Annotated in this window: 18 protein-coding genes and 3 tRNA genes; 19 read left to right on the forward strand and 2 right to left on the reverse strand. The window is 60.5% G+C overall.

The genetic code is table 11. The annotated features are described in order from the left end of the window. Nucleotides 1-3 precede the first annotated feature (3 nt). The 11 genes from xcpS to ACEPAJ_RS07950 all read left to right on the forward strand — a co-directional run bounded on the left by xcpS (nt 4) and on the right by ACEPAJ_RS07950 (nt 6,402). Nucleotides 4-1,221: a GspF family T2SS innner membrane protein variant XcpS gene (gene xcpS / locus ACEPAJ_RS07900; RefSeq protein ID WP_425914411.1), complete on the forward strand. Its 1,218-nt coding sequence runs from the start codon at nt 4-6 to the stop codon at nt 1,219-1,221. Between the two features lie 3 nt (nt 1,222-1,224). Further along, the gene (gene gspG / locus ACEPAJ_RS07905) at nt 1,225-1,650 is read left to right on the forward strand and encodes a type II secretion system major pseudopilin GspG (protein WP_425914412.1); all 426 of its coding nucleotides are present in this window, start codon (nt 1,225-1,227) and stop codon (nt 1,648-1,650) included. 5 nt (nt 1,651-1,655) lie between these two features. Beyond that, nucleotides 1,656-2,198 (forward strand): type II secretion system minor pseudopilin GspH, encoded by a 543-nt coding sequence (gene gspH, locus ACEPAJ_RS07910; RefSeq protein WP_425914413.1) that lies wholly within the window; start codon nt 1,656-1,658, stop codon nt 2,196-2,198. After that, nucleotides 2,195-2,584: a type II secretion system minor pseudopilin GspI gene (gene gspI / locus ACEPAJ_RS07915; protein ID WP_425914414.1), complete on the forward strand. Its 390-nt coding sequence runs from the start codon at nt 2,195-2,197 to the stop codon at nt 2,582-2,584. The genes gspH and gspI overlap by 4 nt, the downstream gene beginning before the upstream one ends. Next, nucleotides 2,581-3,276: a type II secretion system minor pseudopilin GspJ gene (gspJ, locus tag ACEPAJ_RS07920; protein ID WP_425914415.1), complete on the forward strand. Its 696-nt coding sequence runs from the start codon at nt 2,581-2,583 to the stop codon at nt 3,274-3,276. The genes gspI and gspJ overlap by 4 nt, the downstream gene beginning before the upstream one ends. Then, on the forward strand, nt 3,273-4,238 hold the full coding sequence (gene gspK, locus ACEPAJ_RS07925) for a type II secretion system minor pseudopilin GspK (protein ID WP_425914416.1): 966 nt from the start codon (nt 3,273-3,275) through the stop codon (nt 4,236-4,238). The genes gspJ and gspK overlap by 4 nt, the downstream gene beginning before the upstream one ends. Then, nucleotides 4,235-5,371 carry a type II secretion system protein GspL gene (gspL, locus tag ACEPAJ_RS07930; protein WP_425914417.1) on the forward strand — a complete coding sequence of 379 codons (1,137 nt, stop codon included), beginning with the start codon at nt 4,235-4,237 and terminating at the stop codon, nt 5,369-5,371. The genes gspK and gspL overlap by 4 nt, the downstream gene beginning before the upstream one ends. 2 nt (nt 5,372-5,373) lie before the next feature. After that, nucleotides 5,374-5,889 (forward strand): type II secretion system protein M, encoded by a 516-nt coding sequence (locus ACEPAJ_RS07935; RefSeq protein ID WP_425914418.1) that lies wholly within the window; start codon nt 5,374-5,376, stop codon nt 5,887-5,889. A 146-nt stretch (nt 5,890-6,035) separates the two neighbouring features. Next, a tRNA-Val gene (locus ACEPAJ_RS07940) sits at nt 6,036-6,111 on the forward strand. Between the two features lie 38 nt (nt 6,112-6,149). Next, a tRNA-Asp gene (locus ACEPAJ_RS07945) sits at nt 6,150-6,226 on the forward strand. A gap of 99 nt (nt 6,227-6,325) precedes the next feature. Continuing rightward, nucleotides 6,326-6,402 (forward strand) — tRNA-Asp (locus tag ACEPAJ_RS07950). A gap of 270 nt (nt 6,403-6,672) precedes the next feature. Here ACEPAJ_RS07950 and ACEPAJ_RS07955 read toward each other — a convergent pair. Next, nucleotides 6,673-7,710: an AraC family transcriptional regulator gene (locus tag ACEPAJ_RS07955; RefSeq protein ID WP_425914419.1), complete on the reverse strand. Its 1,038-nt coding sequence runs from the start codon at nt 7,708-7,710 to the stop codon at nt 6,673-6,675. A 232-nt stretch (nt 7,711-7,942) separates the two neighbouring features. Between ACEPAJ_RS07955 and ACEPAJ_RS07960 the strand changes: the two genes are divergently transcribed. The 5 genes from ACEPAJ_RS07960 to ACEPAJ_RS07980 all read left to right on the forward strand — a co-directional run bounded on the left by ACEPAJ_RS07960 (nt 7,943) and on the right by ACEPAJ_RS07980 (nt 14,193). Beyond that, nucleotides 7,943-9,976 (forward strand): FAD-dependent oxidoreductase, encoded by a 2,034-nt coding sequence (locus ACEPAJ_RS07960; RefSeq protein ID WP_425914420.1) that lies wholly within the window; start codon nt 7,943-7,945, stop codon nt 9,974-9,976. A gap of 63 nt (nt 9,977-10,039) precedes the next feature. Then, a complete protein-coding gene (locus ACEPAJ_RS07965; protein WP_425914421.1) occupies nt 10,040-10,471 on the forward strand; it encodes a nuclear transport factor 2 family protein in 432 nt (143 codons plus the stop codon). 263 nt (nt 10,472-10,734) lie between these two features. Further along, nucleotides 10,735-12,105 carry a chromosome partitioning protein ParA gene (locus tag ACEPAJ_RS07970; RefSeq protein WP_425914422.1) on the forward strand — a complete coding sequence of 457 codons (1,371 nt, stop codon included), beginning with the start codon at nt 10,735-10,737 and terminating at the stop codon, nt 12,103-12,105. Between the two features lie 41 nt (nt 12,106-12,146). Then, the gene (locus ACEPAJ_RS07975; protein WP_425914423.1) at nt 12,147-13,043 is read left to right on the forward strand and encodes a 1-aminocyclopropane-1-carboxylate deaminase/D-cysteine desulfhydrase; all 897 of its coding nucleotides are present in this window, start codon (nt 12,147-12,149) and stop codon (nt 13,041-13,043) included. Nucleotides 13,044-13,083: 40 nt separating this feature from the next. Next, nucleotides 13,084-14,193, forward strand: coding sequence for a cyclic nucleotide-binding domain-containing protein (locus tag ACEPAJ_RS07980; protein ID WP_425914424.1), 1,110 nt, complete (start codon nt 13,084-13,086; stop codon nt 14,191-14,193). A 12-nt stretch (nt 14,194-14,205) separates the two neighbouring features. Here the strand turns inward: ACEPAJ_RS07980 and ACEPAJ_RS07985 are convergent, their stop codons facing one another. Then, nucleotides 14,206-15,153: a DUF1853 family protein gene (locus ACEPAJ_RS07985; RefSeq protein WP_425914425.1), complete on the reverse strand. Its 948-nt coding sequence runs from the start codon at nt 15,151-15,153 to the stop codon at nt 14,206-14,208. 95 nt (nt 15,154-15,248) lie between these two features. Between ACEPAJ_RS07985 and ACEPAJ_RS07990 the strand changes: the two genes are divergently transcribed. Genes ACEPAJ_RS07990 through ACEPAJ_RS08000 form a run of 3 tightly spaced genes read left to right on the forward strand, consistent with a single transcriptional unit; the run spans nt 15,249 to nt 17,976 of the window. Then, a complete protein-coding gene (locus ACEPAJ_RS07990; RefSeq protein WP_425914426.1) occupies nt 15,249-16,136 on the forward strand; it encodes an NAD(+) kinase in 888 nt (295 codons plus the stop codon). Beyond that, a complete protein-coding gene (locus tag ACEPAJ_RS07995; protein ID WP_425914427.1) occupies nt 16,136-17,110 on the forward strand; it encodes a metallophosphoesterase in 975 nt (324 codons plus the stop codon). The genes ACEPAJ_RS07990 and ACEPAJ_RS07995 overlap by 1 nt, the downstream gene beginning before the upstream one ends. Further along, nucleotides 17,107-17,976: a rhomboid family intramembrane serine protease gene (locus ACEPAJ_RS08000; protein ID WP_425914428.1), complete on the forward strand. Its 870-nt coding sequence runs from the start codon at nt 17,107-17,109 to the stop codon at nt 17,974-17,976. The genes ACEPAJ_RS07995 and ACEPAJ_RS08000 overlap by 4 nt, the downstream gene beginning before the upstream one ends. The last annotated feature ends 38 nt before the right edge of the window (nt 17,977-18,014 follow it).

Genomic DNA, 18,014 nt, shown 5'->3' on the forward strand with positions numbered 1-18,014 from the left:
ATAATGGCTGCCTTCGAATACCTCGCGCTCGATGGCAAAGGCCGCCAGCAGAAAGGTGTGCTGGAGGCCGATAGTGCCCGTCAGGTGAGGCAGATGCTGCGTGAGCGGCAGCTGGCGCCTTTGGCTGTTAAAGCCACGCGCACCCGGGAAAATGCCGGCGCAGCTAGCCATTTCAGTTTTTCTCGCGGTATTTCCGCTCGTGATCTGGCGTTGATTACCCGTCAGTTGGCGACCTTGGTGCAGGCCGCGTTACCCATTGAGGAGGCCCTGCGCGCGGCAGCTGCGCAGGCTATTTCGCCGCGCATTCAGGGCATGTTGCTGGCGGTGCGGGCGCGGGTGTTGGAGGGGCATGACCTGGCCAGCAGCCTGAAAGAGTTCCCGTCGGCGTTCCCCGAGCTTTACCGTGCCACCGTGGCGGCCGGTGAGCATGCCGGCCATTTGGGCCCGGTACTGGAGCAGTTGGCCGACTACACCGAGCAGCGCCAGCAGTCGCGGCAGAAAATCCAGCTGGCGCTGCTCTATCCGCTGATCCTGATGTGCACCTCTCTGCTGATCGTCGGCTTCCTGCTCGGCTATGTGGTACCCGATGTGGTGCGGGTGTTTATTGATTCCGGGCAAACCCTGCCGGCACTGACCCGCGGCCTGATTGCCTTAAGCGACTGGGTCAAAGGCTGGGGCTGGCTGGCGGTGATTATCCTGGTGCTGGGTGTATTGGCCCTGCGTTGGGCTTTGCGCGAGGAGGCGATCAAGGCCCGCTGGCATGGTTTTTTGCTGCGCCTCCCGCTGCTGGGGCGTTTGATTCGTGCGACTGATTGCGCGCGGTTTGCTTCGACCCTGGCGATACTGACCCGCAGCGGCGTGCCCTTAGTTGACGCCCTGGGGATTGGCGCACAGGTTATCGCTAACCGAGTGATCCGTGCGGATGTGGTCATCGCCGCGCAAAAAGTGCGCGAGGGCGGCAGCCTGACCCGTGCGCTGGAAGCCAGCGGCCAGTTCCCGCCGATGATGCTGCACATGATTGCCAGCGGTGAACGCTCCGGCGAATTGGACCAGATGCTGGCCCGCACGGCGCGTAATCAGGAAAACGATCTGAGTGCCCAAGTGGCGTTGCTGGTCGGCCTGTTTGAGCCGTTTATGCTGGTGTTTATGGGGGCGGTGGTGCTGGTGATCGTGCTGGCCATTCTGCTGCCAATTCTGTCTCTCAATCAGTTGGTGGGGTAAGCAGTGAGCAAGACACAGAAAGGTTTTACGCTGATCGAAATCATGGTGGTGGTGGTGATCCTGGGCATCCTGGCGGCTCTGGTTGTGCCGCAAGTGATGAGCCGGCCTGATCAGGCCAAGGTTACTGTCGCTAAGGGCGATATCAAGGCGGTATCGGCTGCCCTGGACATGTACAAGCTGGACAACCATGTCTACCCAAGCACTCAGCAGGGTCTTGAGGCGTTGGTGAAAAAGCCATCCGGCAGCCCTCAGCCGAAAAACTGGAACCGCGACGGTTACCTTAAGCGCATGCCGGTCGATCCCTGGGGCAATGTTTATCAGTACCTGGCTCCCGGTACTAAAGGGGCTTTTGACCTCTACTCCCTGGGGGCGGATGGCAAGGATGGCGGTAGCGATCAGGATGCCGATATCGGTAACTGGGACCTCTGACCCGTATGTGCCAGCAACCGAATCGGCTTGGCGGCTTTACCCTGATCGAGCTGCTGGTGGTGCTGGTGATTCTCGGCAGCCTGATCGGTCTGGCGGTGCTCAGTGTGGGCATTGCCGGCCCAGGGCGGGAGCTGCACAACGAAGCCGAACGGCTGGCCGGATTGATCGGCGTGCTGGCTGAAGAGGCCGTGCTGGACAACCAGGAATACGGGCTGTTGCTGGCTCGAGAGTCTTATCAAGTGCTGCGCTATGACCCGCTCAAGCAGGCCTGGCAAGCGCTGGGCAGCAAAGCGCATGCATTACCAGTTTGGGCTGAATTGAGCGTTGAACTGGAGGGCGCTGCGTTGGCGTTGCCGTCATCTGCAGGCGATGCACCCGCTAAGGTGGGGCTGCTGCCACAGCTATTGCTGTTGTCGAGTGGCGAGATAAGCCCATTTCGCCTGCGCTTGGCTGAGCGTCGTAGCGATGGTTTGCGCCTGCAACTGGTCAGCGATGGCTTTCGTTTGCCGGTGGTCGAAGTCCTGCAGCCAGCAGGGCGCAATCAATGAAACGCCTGGGCGGTTTCACGTTATTGGAGGTGCTGGTGGCCCTGGCGATTTTCGCGTTGGTCGCCGCCAGCGTGCTGACCGCCACCGCCCGCAGCCTACAAATCGCCGCCCGCCTGGAGGATAAAACCCTGGCGATGTGGATTGCCGATAACCGCTTGAGTGAAATGCAGTTGGCGCGCGAGCCCGTGGCGGATGGTCGTGAGCAGGGTGAAGTAGCCTTCGCCGGGCGGCGTTGGCAATGGCAAAGCGAAGTCGAGGCGACCAGCGAGGCGGATATGCGCCGTGTCACGTTGTGGGTGGCACCGATGGCGCAGGATCGCTCCGCCGGCGGTGTGCGTGAGCGTGCCGTGGTCAGCCTAAATGGCTTTATCGGGGTGATGCGATGAGGGCGATGCGCGGTTTCACCTTGCTTGAATTACTGATCGCCATCGCCATCTTCGCACTGCTGGGGCTGGCTACTTACCGCATGCTCGACAGCGTGCTGCAAACCGACAAGGTCACCCGCAGTCATGAACTGCAGTTGCGTGAGCTGGTGCGCGCCATGGCGGCGTTCGATCGCGATATGCTGCAGGTGCAGGCTCGGCCAGTGCGCGACGCCTTTGGCGACTCGCGCGCCGCATTGCTGGGCGACGGCCCTGAAAACCCGGTCTTGGAGTTGACGCGCAATGGTTGGCGCAACCCGTTGGGGCAGCCCCGTTCAAGCCTGCAGCGGGTGCGCTGGCAGCTCAGTGGTGAGCAATGGCAGCGGCGTTACTGGGGCGTGCTGGATCAGGCTCAGGACAGTCAGCCGCAGATTCAGCAGGCGCTGGACGGTGTCACCCAGCTGCAGCTGCGTTACCTGGACCAAGCGGGTATCTGGCAGAGCAATTGGCCGCCGCTGGACAAAAAGCCCGATGAGGCGCTTATCGTTCTGCCGCAAGCCATTGAACTGGTGCTGCAGCATCGCCGTTATGGCGAGTTGCGCCGGCTACTGCGCCTGCCTGAAGGCTTGCCTGAGCGTCTGCAACAAGCAGCGCAGCAGAATCCCGAGGGCTCTGCTGAATTAGCCGATGAACCTCCTGCAGAGCCACAGCCATGAGCCAGCAGCGCGGTATGGCGTTAATAACCGTGTTGCTGGTGGTGGCCGTGGTTACGGTAGTCAGCGCTGGAATCATTGCGCGCCAGCAGTTATCGATTCGCAGCAGCGCCAATCAGTTGCACGTGCGCCAGGCCTGGCATTACGCCCTGGGGGGCGAAACCCTGGCCAAAGCCATCCTGCAGCGCGACTTGCGCGAGGGTGACCCGCGGGCGCCGGTGGATTACCCGGGCGAGGCGTGGGCCAAACCCCGTGCGCCTTTTGCTCTGGAGGAGGGCGGCGCGTTGCGCGTACAGATCAGCGATCTAAGCGGACGTTTCAACCTCAACAGCATGCTGCGCCAAGGGCAGCCCAACGCAGCGGCGGTGGCGCAATTTCGCCGTCTGCTGCTGGGGCTGCAGATCGAAGCGCCCTACGCGGAACGTCTGCTTGATTGGCTAGATGCCGACGATCAGCCTTCGGGCGGTTATGGCGCGGAAGACAATCAATACCTGCTGGCACAGCCTGCCTATCGCGCCGGTAACCGTGAATTGACTGATGTATCGGAGCTGCGCCTGTTGCTGGAAATGAGCGAAGCGGATTATCAGCGCTTGCAGCCCTATGTCAGCACCTTGCCAGCGAATACCCCCCTTAATGTGAATACCGCCAGCGCACGGGTGCTGGCCAGTTTGGCTGAAGGTCTATCGCTGAGTCGCGCGCAAGGCTTGGTTGCGGCGCGAGGTGGTGAAGGCTATCGCGATGTGCCGAGCTTTTTAGCGCAGCTCAATGGCCTACAGGTACAAAGCCAGGCGCTTGCCGTGGGCAGTGAGTATTTTCAGGTGCTCAGCGAAGTCAATGTCGGTGAGCGCCGACAGGTTTTACGCAGCACGTTGCAACGGGCCAGCGATGCGCGGGTGTATGTTTTAGCACGTGATTTGGGGCAGGGTGCTATGCCGCTGGTGCCCGTTGAGGAAGTCCAACCATGAGTCAAACCTATGTGTTTCTACCGCCTGCTGCCTGCGTGGGTGCGCAGGCCGATCTGCTGGTGCAGCGAGTTGCCGGCGGGGTGAGCGATAGCCTGCTGTTCAGCGATGCGCAGGCGCAGTGTGGTGGTAATTGGGTATTGGTCTTGCCGGTTGAGGCGGTGACTGCCTGTGCGGTCAACCTACCAACCCGCAAAGCGCGCTGGTTGCGCCAAGCCTTGCCGTTTGCCGTGGAAGAGCTGCTCGCCGAAGACGTTGAACTGATGCACTTGGCCCTGGGTGAGCAGCTGGCCGATGGCCGTCATCGGGTGTTTGCCGTGCGCCGTAGCTGGCTGGCTGGCTGGTTGGCGCTATGTGCCACGCCGCCCCAGGCGATTGCGGTGGATGCTGATTTGTTACCAGGGCCCGGTTCTGCGCTCTTGCCGTTGCACGGGCGCTGGCTGTTGGGGGGCGAAAATGTGGCGCGGATGGCCGTGCAGGTGCAGAGCTGGCCGCAACTGAGCCCGTTGTGCGCGCAGCCGCAGGTGGCGTGGTGCGGCCCTCAGCAGTCTCCCCTGCAACCTATTGATGAGGTTAAGGCAGTGGCGGAGCCTTTTGTTTGGCTGGCTCAGCAGCCGCTGCGCAATAACCTGGCGCAGGGCGAGTTCGCCGGGCAATCGGCCTGTGGCCAGTGGCAGCGCTGGCGGCCGTTGTTGGGGTTGGTAGGACTATGGCTGGTGCTGCAGTGGGGCTTTAATCTGGCGCAGAGCTGGCATCTGCAGCGCCAGGCCGACCAATACGCCAGTGCCAGTGCCGCGTTGTACAAGGAGCTGTTCCCGCAGGACAGCAAGCTGATCAACCTGCGTGCGCAGTTTGATCAGCACTTGCAGGCCGGTGCGGGCGGCGGGCAAACGCGCCTGCTCGGCCTGCTGGCTCAGGTCAGTGGGGCGCTGGCAGCCGAGGGCCGGCAGGTGCAGATCAGTCAGGTGGATTTCAGCGAGGCGCGCGGTGATCTGGCCCTGCAGGTTCAAGCGCCGGGTTTCGCCGAGCTAGAGCGTTTGCGAGAGCGCTTAGAGGGCGGTGGTTTGGCGGTGCAGTTGGGGTCTGCCAGCCGTGAGGGCAGTGGAGTGAGCGCGCGTGTGGTGATCGGAGGATGAGCATGGTTCAGCAAGACAAAGGCTTTATCGCGCAGCTGAATAATGCCCAGTTGCTGCAGCGCTGGCGTGCGCTAGCGCCGCGTGAGCAGTTTTCGCTCGGCAGCCTGGGCGTATTTCTGCTGCTGGTGCTCTTGTACCTGACGCTTTGGCAACCCGCCCAGCAACTCTTGGTCAGCGCGCGTAGCGCGTTTGAAACGCAGCGGGCGTTATATGTCTATCTGCAAGGGCAGGCGCCTGCGGCGCGTCATCTGGCCAGCCGTCCGCAGCAGGCCATTGACCCGGCCCGCCTGCAAGGCATGGTCACGGCTACGGCGGCGACGCGTGGGCTGACGATTGAGCGGCTCGACAATGCCGGCGATGGCGCCTTGCAGCTCAACCTGCAACCTGCTCCTTTTGCTCTGTTGCTGGGGTGGTTTGGCGTGCTGCAGGAGCAGGGCGTACAAATTACCGAAGCCGGGCTGGACCGGGCGGACGATAACAAAGTGGCGGCTCGGTTAAGTCTGCGCATTACGCAGTAGCGGATCGGCCTGCGGCCTATTGGCGAAGGGCGCTGTTTGGTGTGTTGGCGAGGGGCAGTGTTTTTTCCACTTTTTTAGAAAAACTTGAAGCAGGGTATTGACTTAGGTTCGGCCCTTGCGTAAATTTCGCCACCTCGCAAGGCCAAGGGTGATTAGCTCAGCTGGGAGAGCAGCTGCCTTACAAGCAGCGGGTCGGCGGTTCGATCCCGTCATCACCCACCACTTGCCGAGAAGTTTACCGGACGAAAGTCCACCGACGCGCAGCGGTAGTTCAGTCGGTTAGAATACCGGCCTGTCACGCCGGGGGTCGCGGGTTCGAGTCCCGTCCGCTGCGCCATATTTTCCAGCCTGAGTTCGCTTGGGTTGAGATGAAAAAGCCTCAAAGGCTGATTCGTCAGATGAAGCAAGCGTTACATGGACGAAAGTCCACCGACATGCAGCGGTAGTTCAGTCGGTTAGAATACCGGCCTGTCACGCCGGGGGTCGCGGGTTCGAGTCCCGTCCGCTGCGCCATATAGGAAGCCCGCTGATAGCGATATCAGCGGGTTTTTTATTGACTGCGATTTTTGCGCTCGCGCTGAGGGTTGCTGCGCGACAACCTGTCATCTTGTATTCATCTTTCTCCTCTAGCTTGATGGGCATGTGCTGTGTAGCTAAGCCGTCGCTGACGTATTGAGTGGGAGAACAGGCAATGGATGAATATCAAGAAGAGTTGCTAGAAGCCCGTGCCACCGAGCTGGACGTGCCGGCAGGTGACGAAGACGCCACTGAGCTCTAGGGGTATTAGAGTGCTCTGCGCTGCGCGCGGCGATACTCGCCTGGGGTTTGCTGGTTCCAGCGCTTGAAGGCGCGCTGGAAGGCTTCGGCCGAGGCAAAGCCAAGCAGGTAGGCGATTTCACCGAAAGCCAGTTCGGTGTCGCGGATATACGCCATGGCCAGGTCGCGGCGGGTGTCGTTAAGGATGCTGCGAAACTGTGTGCCTTCCTCGGCCAGCTTGCGCCGCAGGGTCCAGGTGGGTAACTGCAAGCGCGCGGCGACTTCCGCCAAGTCTGGCTCGTGGCCATGCAGCAGAGGGCCGAGCAGCTGGGTGATGCGCTCACGTAGGCTGCGCGTACGAGTCAGCTGCTGCAGTTCCCCTTCGCAGATTTCCAACAGGTGCCGCCAGGTGCTTGGGCAGTGTTCAGGGTTGCGCAGGTTCAGGCTCTGCTGATTCAGGCGCAGCTGATTGTGCTCGCAGGCAAACTCCACCGGGCAGGCAAGCAACTCGGCGTACTGCACTGCGTAGTCGGGGGCGGGGAATTCGATCTGCACTTTTTCTACGGCCAGGCTCTGTTGTGCGAGCTTGCTCAGTTGTTGCGCCCAGCTGGCCAGCACGGAGTCGACGACAAAGCGGTTATAGGCGTTATACGGGCTGATCGAGTAGAAGCGGAGCCACGCGCCACGGGCGTCTTCAAGCAGGCTGGATTGTCCGCGGTAGTTACTGGCATACAGCGGCTCGAAACGGATCAGTGCGCGCGCTGCTTCGCGTACGGTGGGGGCCTGCATGGCGGTGACGCCGGCCAGGCCGAGTTGGCTGAGGCGGCTGGTTTGCCCCATAAGCAGCCCCAGCCCTGGCTGCGAGCATTGCTGAATAGCCGCATGGCCCAGGCGCATATAGCGCGGGATCGATAGCCGTGCGCGTGGCTCGGCCAGGCGCGCCGCATCCAAGCCGTAACTGTCGAGCAGCGGCTGAGGGTCCTGAGCGCAATGGCGCATGGCGTCCGCCAGGCTGCCGACAAAACCAACCGACAAGTCGCCGAGTTTGACACGCGTGTTTTTCATCATGTCGAGGCTATCCAACCTGGCTCAGACGCTGTTGAGCGTTTAGATCAGGCGTCAGGGTAGGTAGGTGCAGGGTGTTTGCCAAGTGGCGCTGCTCTTTTTGATCAGTAGGTTGTCACTTTGGGTCATTGAGCCGTTCGCCTCGGCTGATTATCGTCTAGACCATATCGACCGCGACCCACTAAGAGGTAGCGGCATCCGTGTAATGCCTCTGTTTGATTTGGAGATTTTCATGACCGCTCTCTACCCGCACCTGCTGGCCCCGCTCGATCTGGGCTTCACCACCCTGAAGAACCGCACCTTGATGGGCTCCATGCACACCGGGTTGGAAGAAAAGCCCAACGGCTTTGAGCGCATGGCCGCCTACTTCGCCGAGCGCGCTCGTGGCGGTGTTGGTTTGATGGTGACCGGTGGTATTGGCCCTAACGATGAGGGTGGCGTTTACTCCGGTGCAGCCAAGCTGACCACCCCGGAAGAGGCGGAAAAGCACAAGATCGTCACCCGTGCCGTGCACGCAGCGGACGGCAAGATCTGCATGCAGATCCTCCATGCCGGTCGTTATGCCTATAGCCCGAAGTCGGTCGCACCAAGCGCGATTCAGGCGCCGATCAACCCGTTCAAGCCAAAAGAGCTGGACGAAGAAGGCATCGAGAAGCAGATCCAGGACTTTATCAACTGCTCCGTGTTGGCCCAGCAGGCCGAATACGACGGCGTCGAAATCATGGGTTCTGAAGGGTATTTCATTAACCAGTTCCTCGCCGCTCACACCAACCACCGTAACGACCGCTGGGGCGGCAGCTACGAAAACCGTATGCGCCTGCCGGTGGAAATCGTCCGCCGTGTGCGTGAGGCTGTTGGCCCGAATTTCATCATCATCTATCGCCTGTCGATGCTCGACCTGGTTGAAGGTGGCAGCACTTGGGATGAAATCGTCCTTCTGGCCAAGGCTATCGAAAAAGCCGGTGCGACCCTGATCAATACCGGGATCGGCTGGCACGAAGCGCGTATCCCCACCATCGCCACCAAGGTACCGCGTGCGGCTTTCACCAAGGTCACCGCCAAGCTGCGCGGTGAGGTGAATATCCCGCTGATCACCACCAACCGCATCAATACCCCAGAGATCGCCGAGCAAGTACTGGCCGAAGGCGATGCTGACATGGTCTCAATGGCGCGTCCGTTCCTCGCTGACCCGGACTTCGTTAACAAAGCTGCCGAAGGCCGCGGCGATGAAATCAACACCTGCATTGGCTGCAACCAGGCCTGCCTCGATCACACCTTCGGCGGCAAGCTGACCAGCTGCCTGGTTAACCCGCGCGCCTGTCACGAAACTGAACTGAACTACATCCCGACTGCCGCAGTGAAGAAGATTGCCGTGGTCGGTGCGGGTCCGGCCGGGCTGTCGGCCGCCACCGTGGCCGCTGAACGTGGCCACAGCGTGACCCTGTTCGACTCGGCCAGCGAAATCGGCGGCCAATTCAATGTGGCCAAGCGCGTGCCGGGCAAAGAAGAGTTCTTCGAAACCCTGCGTTACTTCAAGCGCAAGCTGGAAACCACTGGCGTTGACCTGCGCTTGAACACCCGTGTGTCGGCGGATGAGCTGGCCAAGGGCGGTTATGACGAAATCATTCTGGCCACCGGTATTGCTCCGCGTACGCCGGCCATCGAGGGTATCGACAACGCCAAAGTGATCACCTACCTGGACGCCATCCTTGAGCGCAAGCCGGTGGGGCAGAAAGTTGCAGTGATTGGTGCGGGCGGTATCGGCTTCGATGTGTCTGAGTTCATTACGCACCAGGGCGAGGCCACCAGCCTAAATCGCGAGGAGTTCTGGAAAGAGTGGGGTATTGATGCGGCGCTGGAAGCGCGTGGAGGCGTGGCGGGCATTCAGGCGCATCCGCACCCGGCGGCGCGTGAGGTGTTCTTGTTGCAGCGCAAGAAAACCAAGGTGGGTGACGGCCTGGGTAAAACCACCGGTTGGATCCACCGCACCGGCCTGAAGAACAAGAACGTGCAGATGCTCAACGCGGTCGAATACCTCAAGGTCGACGACGCTGGCCTGCATATCAGTGTCGCCGGTGGCGAGCCGCAGGTACTGCCTGTCGATACCATTATCGTTTGCGCCGGCCAGGACCCGTTGCGCGAGCTACAGGACGCCCTCGTGGCTGCCGGGCAGAACGTACACCTGATCGGCGGGGCTGATGTGGCCAGTGAGCTGGATGCTAAACGGGCAATCAACCAGGGCTCGCGTCTCGCCGCCGAACTCTAAGCGCTGAACGCCCCGCCTTGTGCGGGGCGTTTTGTATGTGGCTCACAAAACAAGGAGAAGCCCGTGTCTCATAGCACTCAACTGCAGGCAGAAGCCGCCGCCACGCTTGATCAGTGGCATGCTTTGATGCAGAAAAATGATCTTGGCGGATTACCTGCGTTGCTTCATCCGCAAGCGGTGTTTCGCTCGCCCATGGCATACAAACCGTATGTTGGTGCTCCGGTGGTATCGCTGATTCTCAATACCGTGAGCAAGGTGTTTATCGATTTTGCCTACCACCGCGAGCTGGTCAGCGCCGATGGCCTCAGTGTGGTGCTGGAGTTCAGTGCTAAGGTGGGCGAGCGTGAACTCAAAGGCATCGACATGATCCGCTTCGATGAAGCTGGCAAGATCATTGAATTCGAGGTGATGATTCGCCCTATGAGCGGCCTGAAAGCCTTGGGTGATGAGGTGGGGCGGCGTCTGGCGCCTTTTCTGGCGGCTGCAAAAGCCTGAAGCGTTGCACCAAGCCCATCACAGTTTCGCCCTGTAGGCCCGTTTTTACGGCGGGTTGGCAGGTCGACTGCCAACCCAGTCACATTGCTGGGCTTGGGTTTTCCCCTAAACTTGTACAAGCAAGGGTATAGCGCCTTAAACGCAGGCTTTGCTTAACTCGTCAGAAAGTTGGCAGTCTTGCTATGTGTGCCATTTTTTGCGCAGCATAGGCAAGATATGTCGCGCGCTGAGCGGAGCGCCCGTCTCGGCCTAGGGGAAAACCAATGAGCATGCAGAACAAGCCGCAGATGGTTGAGGCCGTTATGTTCTTTAGTGAACGCGGCGGCATCGGCAAGCAAATGTTTTTCCCCGAATTTGAGGCCTTACTCGATGGCGTAGTGAATATGCCCGAGTTCGCCGACCAGCAGATGCGCGTAGCTTACATGCTGATCAACCCACGCCTGTTGATTAAAGCGCTGGTGTTCTTCTACCTGGATTTTGATGAAAAAGGCGCGCCCGACTCCGGCTGGAATATTCCCTTGCAGGCATTGGCTGAGCGCGCTGGACGTGGTCCTGATCTAGGCGCCGGGCCAATTCGCCTGGCCTGCCGCAGCCAGTGTCCTGTCTCCTGGCACCAGATGCATCTCTGGGACCCCGGCCTGAGCCCTGGTAATAATGATTTGGTGCTGCTGCGCGATGCGGTTAAACGCAACAGCCTGGGTTTGCTGGTCGAAGATGAGAGCGCTCAAGCGGTCGCGCCCGAGCGCCTACAAATGGCCTCGGAGGACAAGTGGTACGCCCCTGATCCGGGTCAGGAAGAAACCGCCAAGGCCAGCCACAAGCTTGATCACGAACAGCGCCTGAAAGCCGCGCAACTGATCAAACAGCAGCGATTGCGCATCAGCAGCCTCAGCCAGCAGCATGAGGAAGAACTGGCCAAGTTCAAGTTGGCCAGCGAGGAACAGAGCAAGAATTTGCAGGCGCAGATCCATGGCTTGCACCAGGCGCTGCGTCAGCAGGAAGAACACAATGCTGCGTTGAAGGCTCAGCTGGCGGCGCAGGCGGCGAGCTTCCAAACTGCCCGAGAAGACATGACCGAGCAGCTGCGTGCGCTGGAGCATGATGGGCGCAGTGAAAGCGACAGCCTGCGTGCGCAATACGAAGGTGAGATGCAGGCCAAGATTGCCTCTGCGGTAGCCGAGTACAAAGAGCAAATTGCCATTCGCGATGTTGAGCTGGCCTATCGCAGTGAGCAAGACACCCAGGCGCTGCAGGAAATCAACCGCCTCAAGCGCGCCTACGCGGATTTGGCCAGCCAAGGTGGTGATCAGATTCTCGAGCGCTTAGCCAAACTCGGCGTGGTCTTTGTGGTGTACCACCCAGGTGCTGGTCATCTGACCATTCCCTTGCAAGACATCAGTGCATACCAAGACAACCCACAGGCTTACGCGGCCGCCAAATGCTTTGTCAGTGAAGAGCAGTACCGCCACTGGCTGGCGCATTACCAGCAGCCGAGTTGCGAGGCCTTGCTGCCCAGTGGCGAGCGTTGCGCCATCCCGATCGATCGCATCGATACGCCCAGCCGGTTTACCCTGGCGGAGTCCAATTGCTGTGCACGGCACAAGGCCAGTAGCCGTTTGCGGACTGTTAGTTAACCTTGCCTATTGTCCTGCCTGATTGGGCGCCACGTGCCCCTTTGCAAACCTTGCGGCTGGAGTGGTCGATTGCCGCCGGAGTTGAGTTGGCGGTGTTGCGCCTGGATCTGCTTGATCCGCTGATTAGCGGTAATAAGTGGTTCAAGCTCTCCCATCACTTGCGTGCCGCGCAAGACAGTGATGCCGCCGGCGTGATCAGCCTGGGTGGTGCGCACTCCAATCATTTACACGCCCTGGCGGCTGCCGGTAAGCGCTTCAACTTCCGGACCGTCGGGTTATTGCGCGGCCATCCGCAGCAGACGCCGACTGTGGCCGATTTGCAGGCTTTTGGCATGCAGTTGCATTGGCTGGGTTATGCCGGCTATCGAGCCCGTCATGCTCCCGAGTTCTGGTTGCCCTGGTTGGCGGATTACCCCGTGTTTTATCCGGTGCCTGAGGGCGGTGGTGGATTGCCGGGCGCATTGGGTTGCATGTGTTTGGTGTCGCAGGTGCGCGAGCAACTGACAAACCTGGGGTGGGACGATTATGACGCTTGGTGGCTAGCGGCTGGCACTGGCACCACGTTGGCAGGCCTGCTGTTAGGTGAAGCGGCCGCGCATCCAGTGCACGCGGCGTTAGCCGTGCCAGCCGACCATGGTGTCGAGCAGCAGGTGCAGGCGATTGTCCAGGCTGCCAGGATGCCGGTTGGGCCTTATCAGTTGCATGCCGCCTGCCGCGGTGGATTTGCCAAGGTGGATGCCGAGTTGCTTGGTTTTATGCAGGCCGCGGAGGCAGAAAGCGGGGTGCCACTGGAACCGCTCTATACCGCCAAAGCCTTAATGGCGTTGCGCCAGCAGGTTGAGGCCGGTTACTTTGCTCGCGGTAGTCGCCTGGTGTTTGTTCATACCGGCGGCCTGCAAGGCCGTGCGGCGGCGTTGTTGCAGCACCCACAGGCGTAACGTGGCTACACTGACTTTCACCAGCGGAGCTGGATATGCCATGAGCGAAGCCCTTAACCCCGAACAGTTACGCAGCCTGACGCCACTCAATGTGCTGTCTGAACAGCAGTGGCGGGAATTGCGTGGGCAACTGGTTCCGCAGCCGTTGCTGGCGGGGCAATTGTTGTTTCGCCCGGGGGATCAGGCGCGTTTGACCTATTACCTGCTGGCGGGTGAGTTGCTGCTGCAATCTGCCGATGGTCAGGCGCAACGTATATACGCAGGCAGTGAGGTCAGTTGCCACCCGCTGTCGCCGAGCTTGCCGCGTTTGCATGAGGCGCGTGCGTTGACTGATGCCAGCGTGCTGGCGCTGGATACCAGCACCCTCAATCGCTTACTGACCTGGCGCTTGGCTTATCAGGATCTGCTGCTGGAGTTGGGGCACAGCCATGAGGATGTAGAGTGGCTGGAGCGCCTGCTGGAGAACCCGCTGTTTGCCAAGGTGCCACCGTCCAACGTGCGCGCCATGCTTGAGCGGTTGCAGCGGGTTGAGGTGGCTGCCGGCAGTACCGTGCTGCAGGAAGGTGATGTCGGCGACAGCTGCTACTTTCTGAACAGCGGCCGGGCTGAGGTGATTCGCGGTGCGGGTAGCGCGCAGCAGGTATTGGCTGAGCTGGAGGTTGGCGCCTGCTTTGGTGAGGAAGCCTTGTTGGCTGACAGCCCGCGCAATGCCACGGTGACCATGCTGGAAGACGGTGTGGTGCTGCGCCTGGATCGCCAAGATTTTTTCGCCCTGCTAAAAGCGCCAGTGGTAAACGAGGTGTCGCTCGGCGAAGCTTCGCGGCTGCTGGCCGGTGGTGCGCAGTGGCTGGATGTGCGCTTGCAAGAGGAATATGAGCGCGCTCATGCCTTGCAGTCATTGAACATGCCTTTGCAACTGCTGCGTCTGAAAGCCCGCTTGCTGGATAAAGCGCGCACTTACCTGTGTTATTGCGACAGTGGCAAGCGCAGTGCCAGTGCAGTGTTTTTGCTTTCACAGTTGGGCTACAGCGCCTATGCCCTGCGCGAGGGTGTGGATGCCTTGCCGGCTGTGCAGCGAGATGCGTTGTTGTGTGAAAGTGGCTCGGGCTATTTGGCGCGCTCGGGTGGTCGCACAGAGCGCAGTCTATAAGCTGCGGGTGATTTATTCAGTGGCCTGCGCCGGCCATTGATCATTCACCAGAAACACCCGCTCGGCTTCCCGCCAGCAGTGCTGTTGTGGGTCTTCAATCAAGTGCGCAAGCAACTGCGCATTGGCATCGTTGGGCAATGCCGCCAGCCAGTGCGTGAGTTGCCCACACGTCCACAGGTGCTCTTCCTCAATACGTGCGGGGGCTAGCCAAGCCTGGCGTGGCAGTGGTTGCCAGTGACCTGGGTGCTGCCTGGCAAAGTGTGCCCAGTCTGCGCGATGCAGCCAGCGGCCACGCAAGTGCGCAGGGTTCTCTCCGTCCGGTGCGGCATAGGCTTGCTGCCAAGGGCGAAACAGGTACCCGGCCAGCCAGAGCGCCGCCTGGGGTTGCTGAATATCCAGCTCAGCCAGTCTCTGTAGGGCTTCAGCCCGTGATGAAAGCGGCAACTGGTGCTGACCCAAATGTGTCAGTTTGATGTCCAGGCGGTCGTGACTGCCAGGGCCGAGCCAATGGGCAGGGTCAGCGCCGCTGCAATGCGGTTGGCCCAGGTACAGCTTGATGGCCAGTTCCAAGTGATGCACACCTTCGTCATCACGCAGCAACATATCCAGCTCACCCAGGGTATGGCCGTGCAGGCGGATGGGCAGGTTGGCGGCCAGCACCTCAACGTCGGGCGCAGCGTGCAGGGCAAACTGCCAGAGGCGTTCGTAGTACAGCCCCAAACGGCGCACCGAGTGTTGGCTTAGCCACTGCTGCAGTGCATGGCTGTCGGCATCCAGGCTCATTAACCAGTCAGCCAGTTTTTCGGGGTGCTGGCTCCAGCTGCTGGCCCTTAGCGGGTGGCGCTGTGGCCAGGGCGAGTCTGCCAGCAGCGGTGGCGAAAGCAGCGCCCACGCCAGATCACGGACGGCAGGTTGGCGTAGGTGCGTGGGCAACTCGGTGAGCGAAGGGAAGGGCATCATGCTGCGAGCATAGCGCAGAGCCGGTCAACGGTTTGCTGCTGCCATAGCCTTTCGCCCATAATCCGAGCCATTAGATAGAGCCTGGCGGGAGCCCCATGGAGCAATTTCGTAATATTGGCATCATCGGTCGGCTGGGCAGCACCCAGGTGCTGGATACCATTCGCCGGCTGAAGAAATTTCTGCTCGCTCGTCACCTGCATGTGATTCTCGAAGACATCATTGCCGAAGTGCTACCCGGTCATGGCCTGCAGACTTCCTCGCGGAAGATTCTTGGGGAAATCTGCGATCTGGTGATTGTGGTTGGCGGTGACGGCAGCATGCTTGGTGCGGCGCGCGCGCTGGCGCGGCACAAGGTGCCGGTGCTGGGGGTAAACCGTGGCAGCTTGGGCTTTCTCACCGATATTCGCCCCGATGAGCTGGAGGTGAAGGTCGCGCAGGTGCTCGAAGGGCACTACCTGACGGAGAATCGCTTTCTGCTTCAATCCGAAGTACGCCGTCATGGCGAAGCCATCGGTCAGGGTGATGCACTCAATGACGTGGTGCTGCATCCCGGTAAGTCGACGCGGATGATCGAGTTTGAGCTGTATATCGACGGCCAGTTCGTCCTTAGCCAAAAGGCTGACGGCCTGATTGTCGCGACGCCGACCGGCTCGACGGCCTATGCGTTGTCTGCGGGCGGGCCGATCATGCACCCCAAGCTGGATGCCATCGTGATCGTGCCGATGTACCCGCATACGTTGTCTAGCCGGCCAATCGTGGTGGACGGTAACAGCGAGCTGAAAATCGTCGTGTCCAAGGATTTGCAGATTTATCCACTGATCTCCTGCGACGGGCAAAACCACTTCACCTGCGCCCCGGGCGACACCATCACCGTGGCCAAACGGCCGCAGAAGCTGCGTCTGATTCACCCGCTCGACCACAACTTCTATGAGGTCTGCCGCAACAAACTGGGCTGGGGTAGCCGGCTCGGCGGGGGTGATTAATGCACCTCGATCCTGCGCGTGGTTACGATTTGATCGGCGATATTCATGGCTGCGCGAAAACCCTGGAGCATCTCCTGACGACCCTGGGCTATCGGCAGCAGGCGGGTGTTTGGCGTCATCCACAGCGTATGGCGATTTTTCTCGGCGACTTGGTTGACCGTGGTCCGCGCATCCGCGAGGCCTTGCACCTGGTGCGTGACATGGTCGCGGCCGGTCAGGCGCTGTGCATCATGGGCAACCATGAGTTCAATGCGTTGGCTTGGAGCACACCAGCCGCGCCCGGCAGTGGCCAGCAGTTCGTCCGTGAGCACACGCCGCGGCATGCCCGGCTGATCAAGGAAACCCTCGAACAGTTCGAGGCATACCCCGCTGAGTGGCAGTCGTTTCTCGACTGGTTCTATGAGTTACCGCTGTTTATTGATGCGGGGTTTTTTCGCGTGGTGCATGCCTGCTGGGACGCCAGCCTGATCGAGCCACTGCGTGCGCAGTTTGCCGATGGCTGCATTGATGAGCATTTTCTGCAGGCCGCCGCGGTGCATGGCAGTTTTGCCAATACTGCGTTTGATCGTTTGCTGCGGGGCACCGACATGCGTCTGCCACACGGCATGACCCTGACCAGTGATGACGGTTTTACCCGCGCGCACTTTCGCACCAAGTTCTGGGAAGAAGACCCGCAAACCTACGGCGATATCGTCTTTCAGCCCGATGCCTTGCCGGAATTGGCGGCGCAGATGCCGCTCAGCGAGTCGCAGAAGACCGAGTTGCTCAAGTACGGGGCAGATCAGCCGTTGTTGTTTGTTGGCCACTACTGGCGCAGCGGCAAACCTGCGCCGATTCGCAGCAACCTGGCCTGTCTGGATTACAGCGCCGTCCTCAACGGCAAGATGGTCGCCTATCGACTTGATCAGGAGGTGCGCTTGGATCCCAATAAATTTGTTTGGGTCGATGTTGACAGCCCGGAGGCGCGACCATGAGTGGCGTCGCGGCGATGCGTTTACCCGAACAGGTCGACTTGAGCGGCTTTATCGGCTTGCTGCAGCGGTTGCAGGTGCCGCACCGGGTCGCGGAAGAGGCGGGTGAGCAGGTGCTCTGGGTGCCTGACGAGCAATTGGCCGAACAGGTATGTGCGCTCTATGCGCGTTATCCGCTGGGGGACGCCGCTGTCACGCTTGATCCGCCGCCGCGTGCAGCCAATACCTCGGCGAGTTTTATCCAGCAGCTGCGCGCCAGCCGTATGACCGCTGCTGTGCTGTTACTGACCTTTATCGTTGCGGCCTTGACGTTGCTCGGCGATAACCTGGCTGCAGTGAGCTGGCTGAGTTTTGTCGATTACCGCGTGCAGGGCGATTACATCTATTTCGACTACTTCAACGGGACCTTGGCCAGTGGCCAGTGGTGGCGGCTGTTGACGCCGATGCTGATTCACTTCGGTATTCTCCATCTGGCGATGAATACCCTGTGGTATTGGGAGCTAGGCCGGCGGCTCGAAGGGCGTCAGGGGCCCTGGATGTTGCTTGGGCTGACCCTGTTATTCAGCCTGGCGGCTAACGTTGCGCAATACCTGCACGCCGGTCCCTCAGTGTTTGGCGGTCTCTCGGGTGTGCTTTACGGCCTGCTTGGGCATTGCTGGATCTTCCAGCGCCTAGCCCCTTGCAATGCCTATCGGCTACCACCTGGTGTGCTGGTGATGATGCTGGCCTGGCTGCTGATCTGCATGACCGGAATCTTCGAGTTGCTGCAATTCGGCGCGATTGCCAATGCCGCGCACGTCGGTGGCCTGCTGGCCGGTTGCCTGACCGGGCTGCTCGGCGGTGTGCTGGCGCGCCGGCAACACAGTTAGTTATTCATCAGGCTGGTAAACTGCCACTTTGCATTTGG

The organism is Pseudomonas sp. GWSMS-1, assembly GCF_049847425.1.
In the GTDB taxonomy this organism is placed as follows: domain Bacteria; phylum Pseudomonadota; class Gammaproteobacteria; order Pseudomonadales; family Pseudomonadaceae; genus Aquipseudomonas.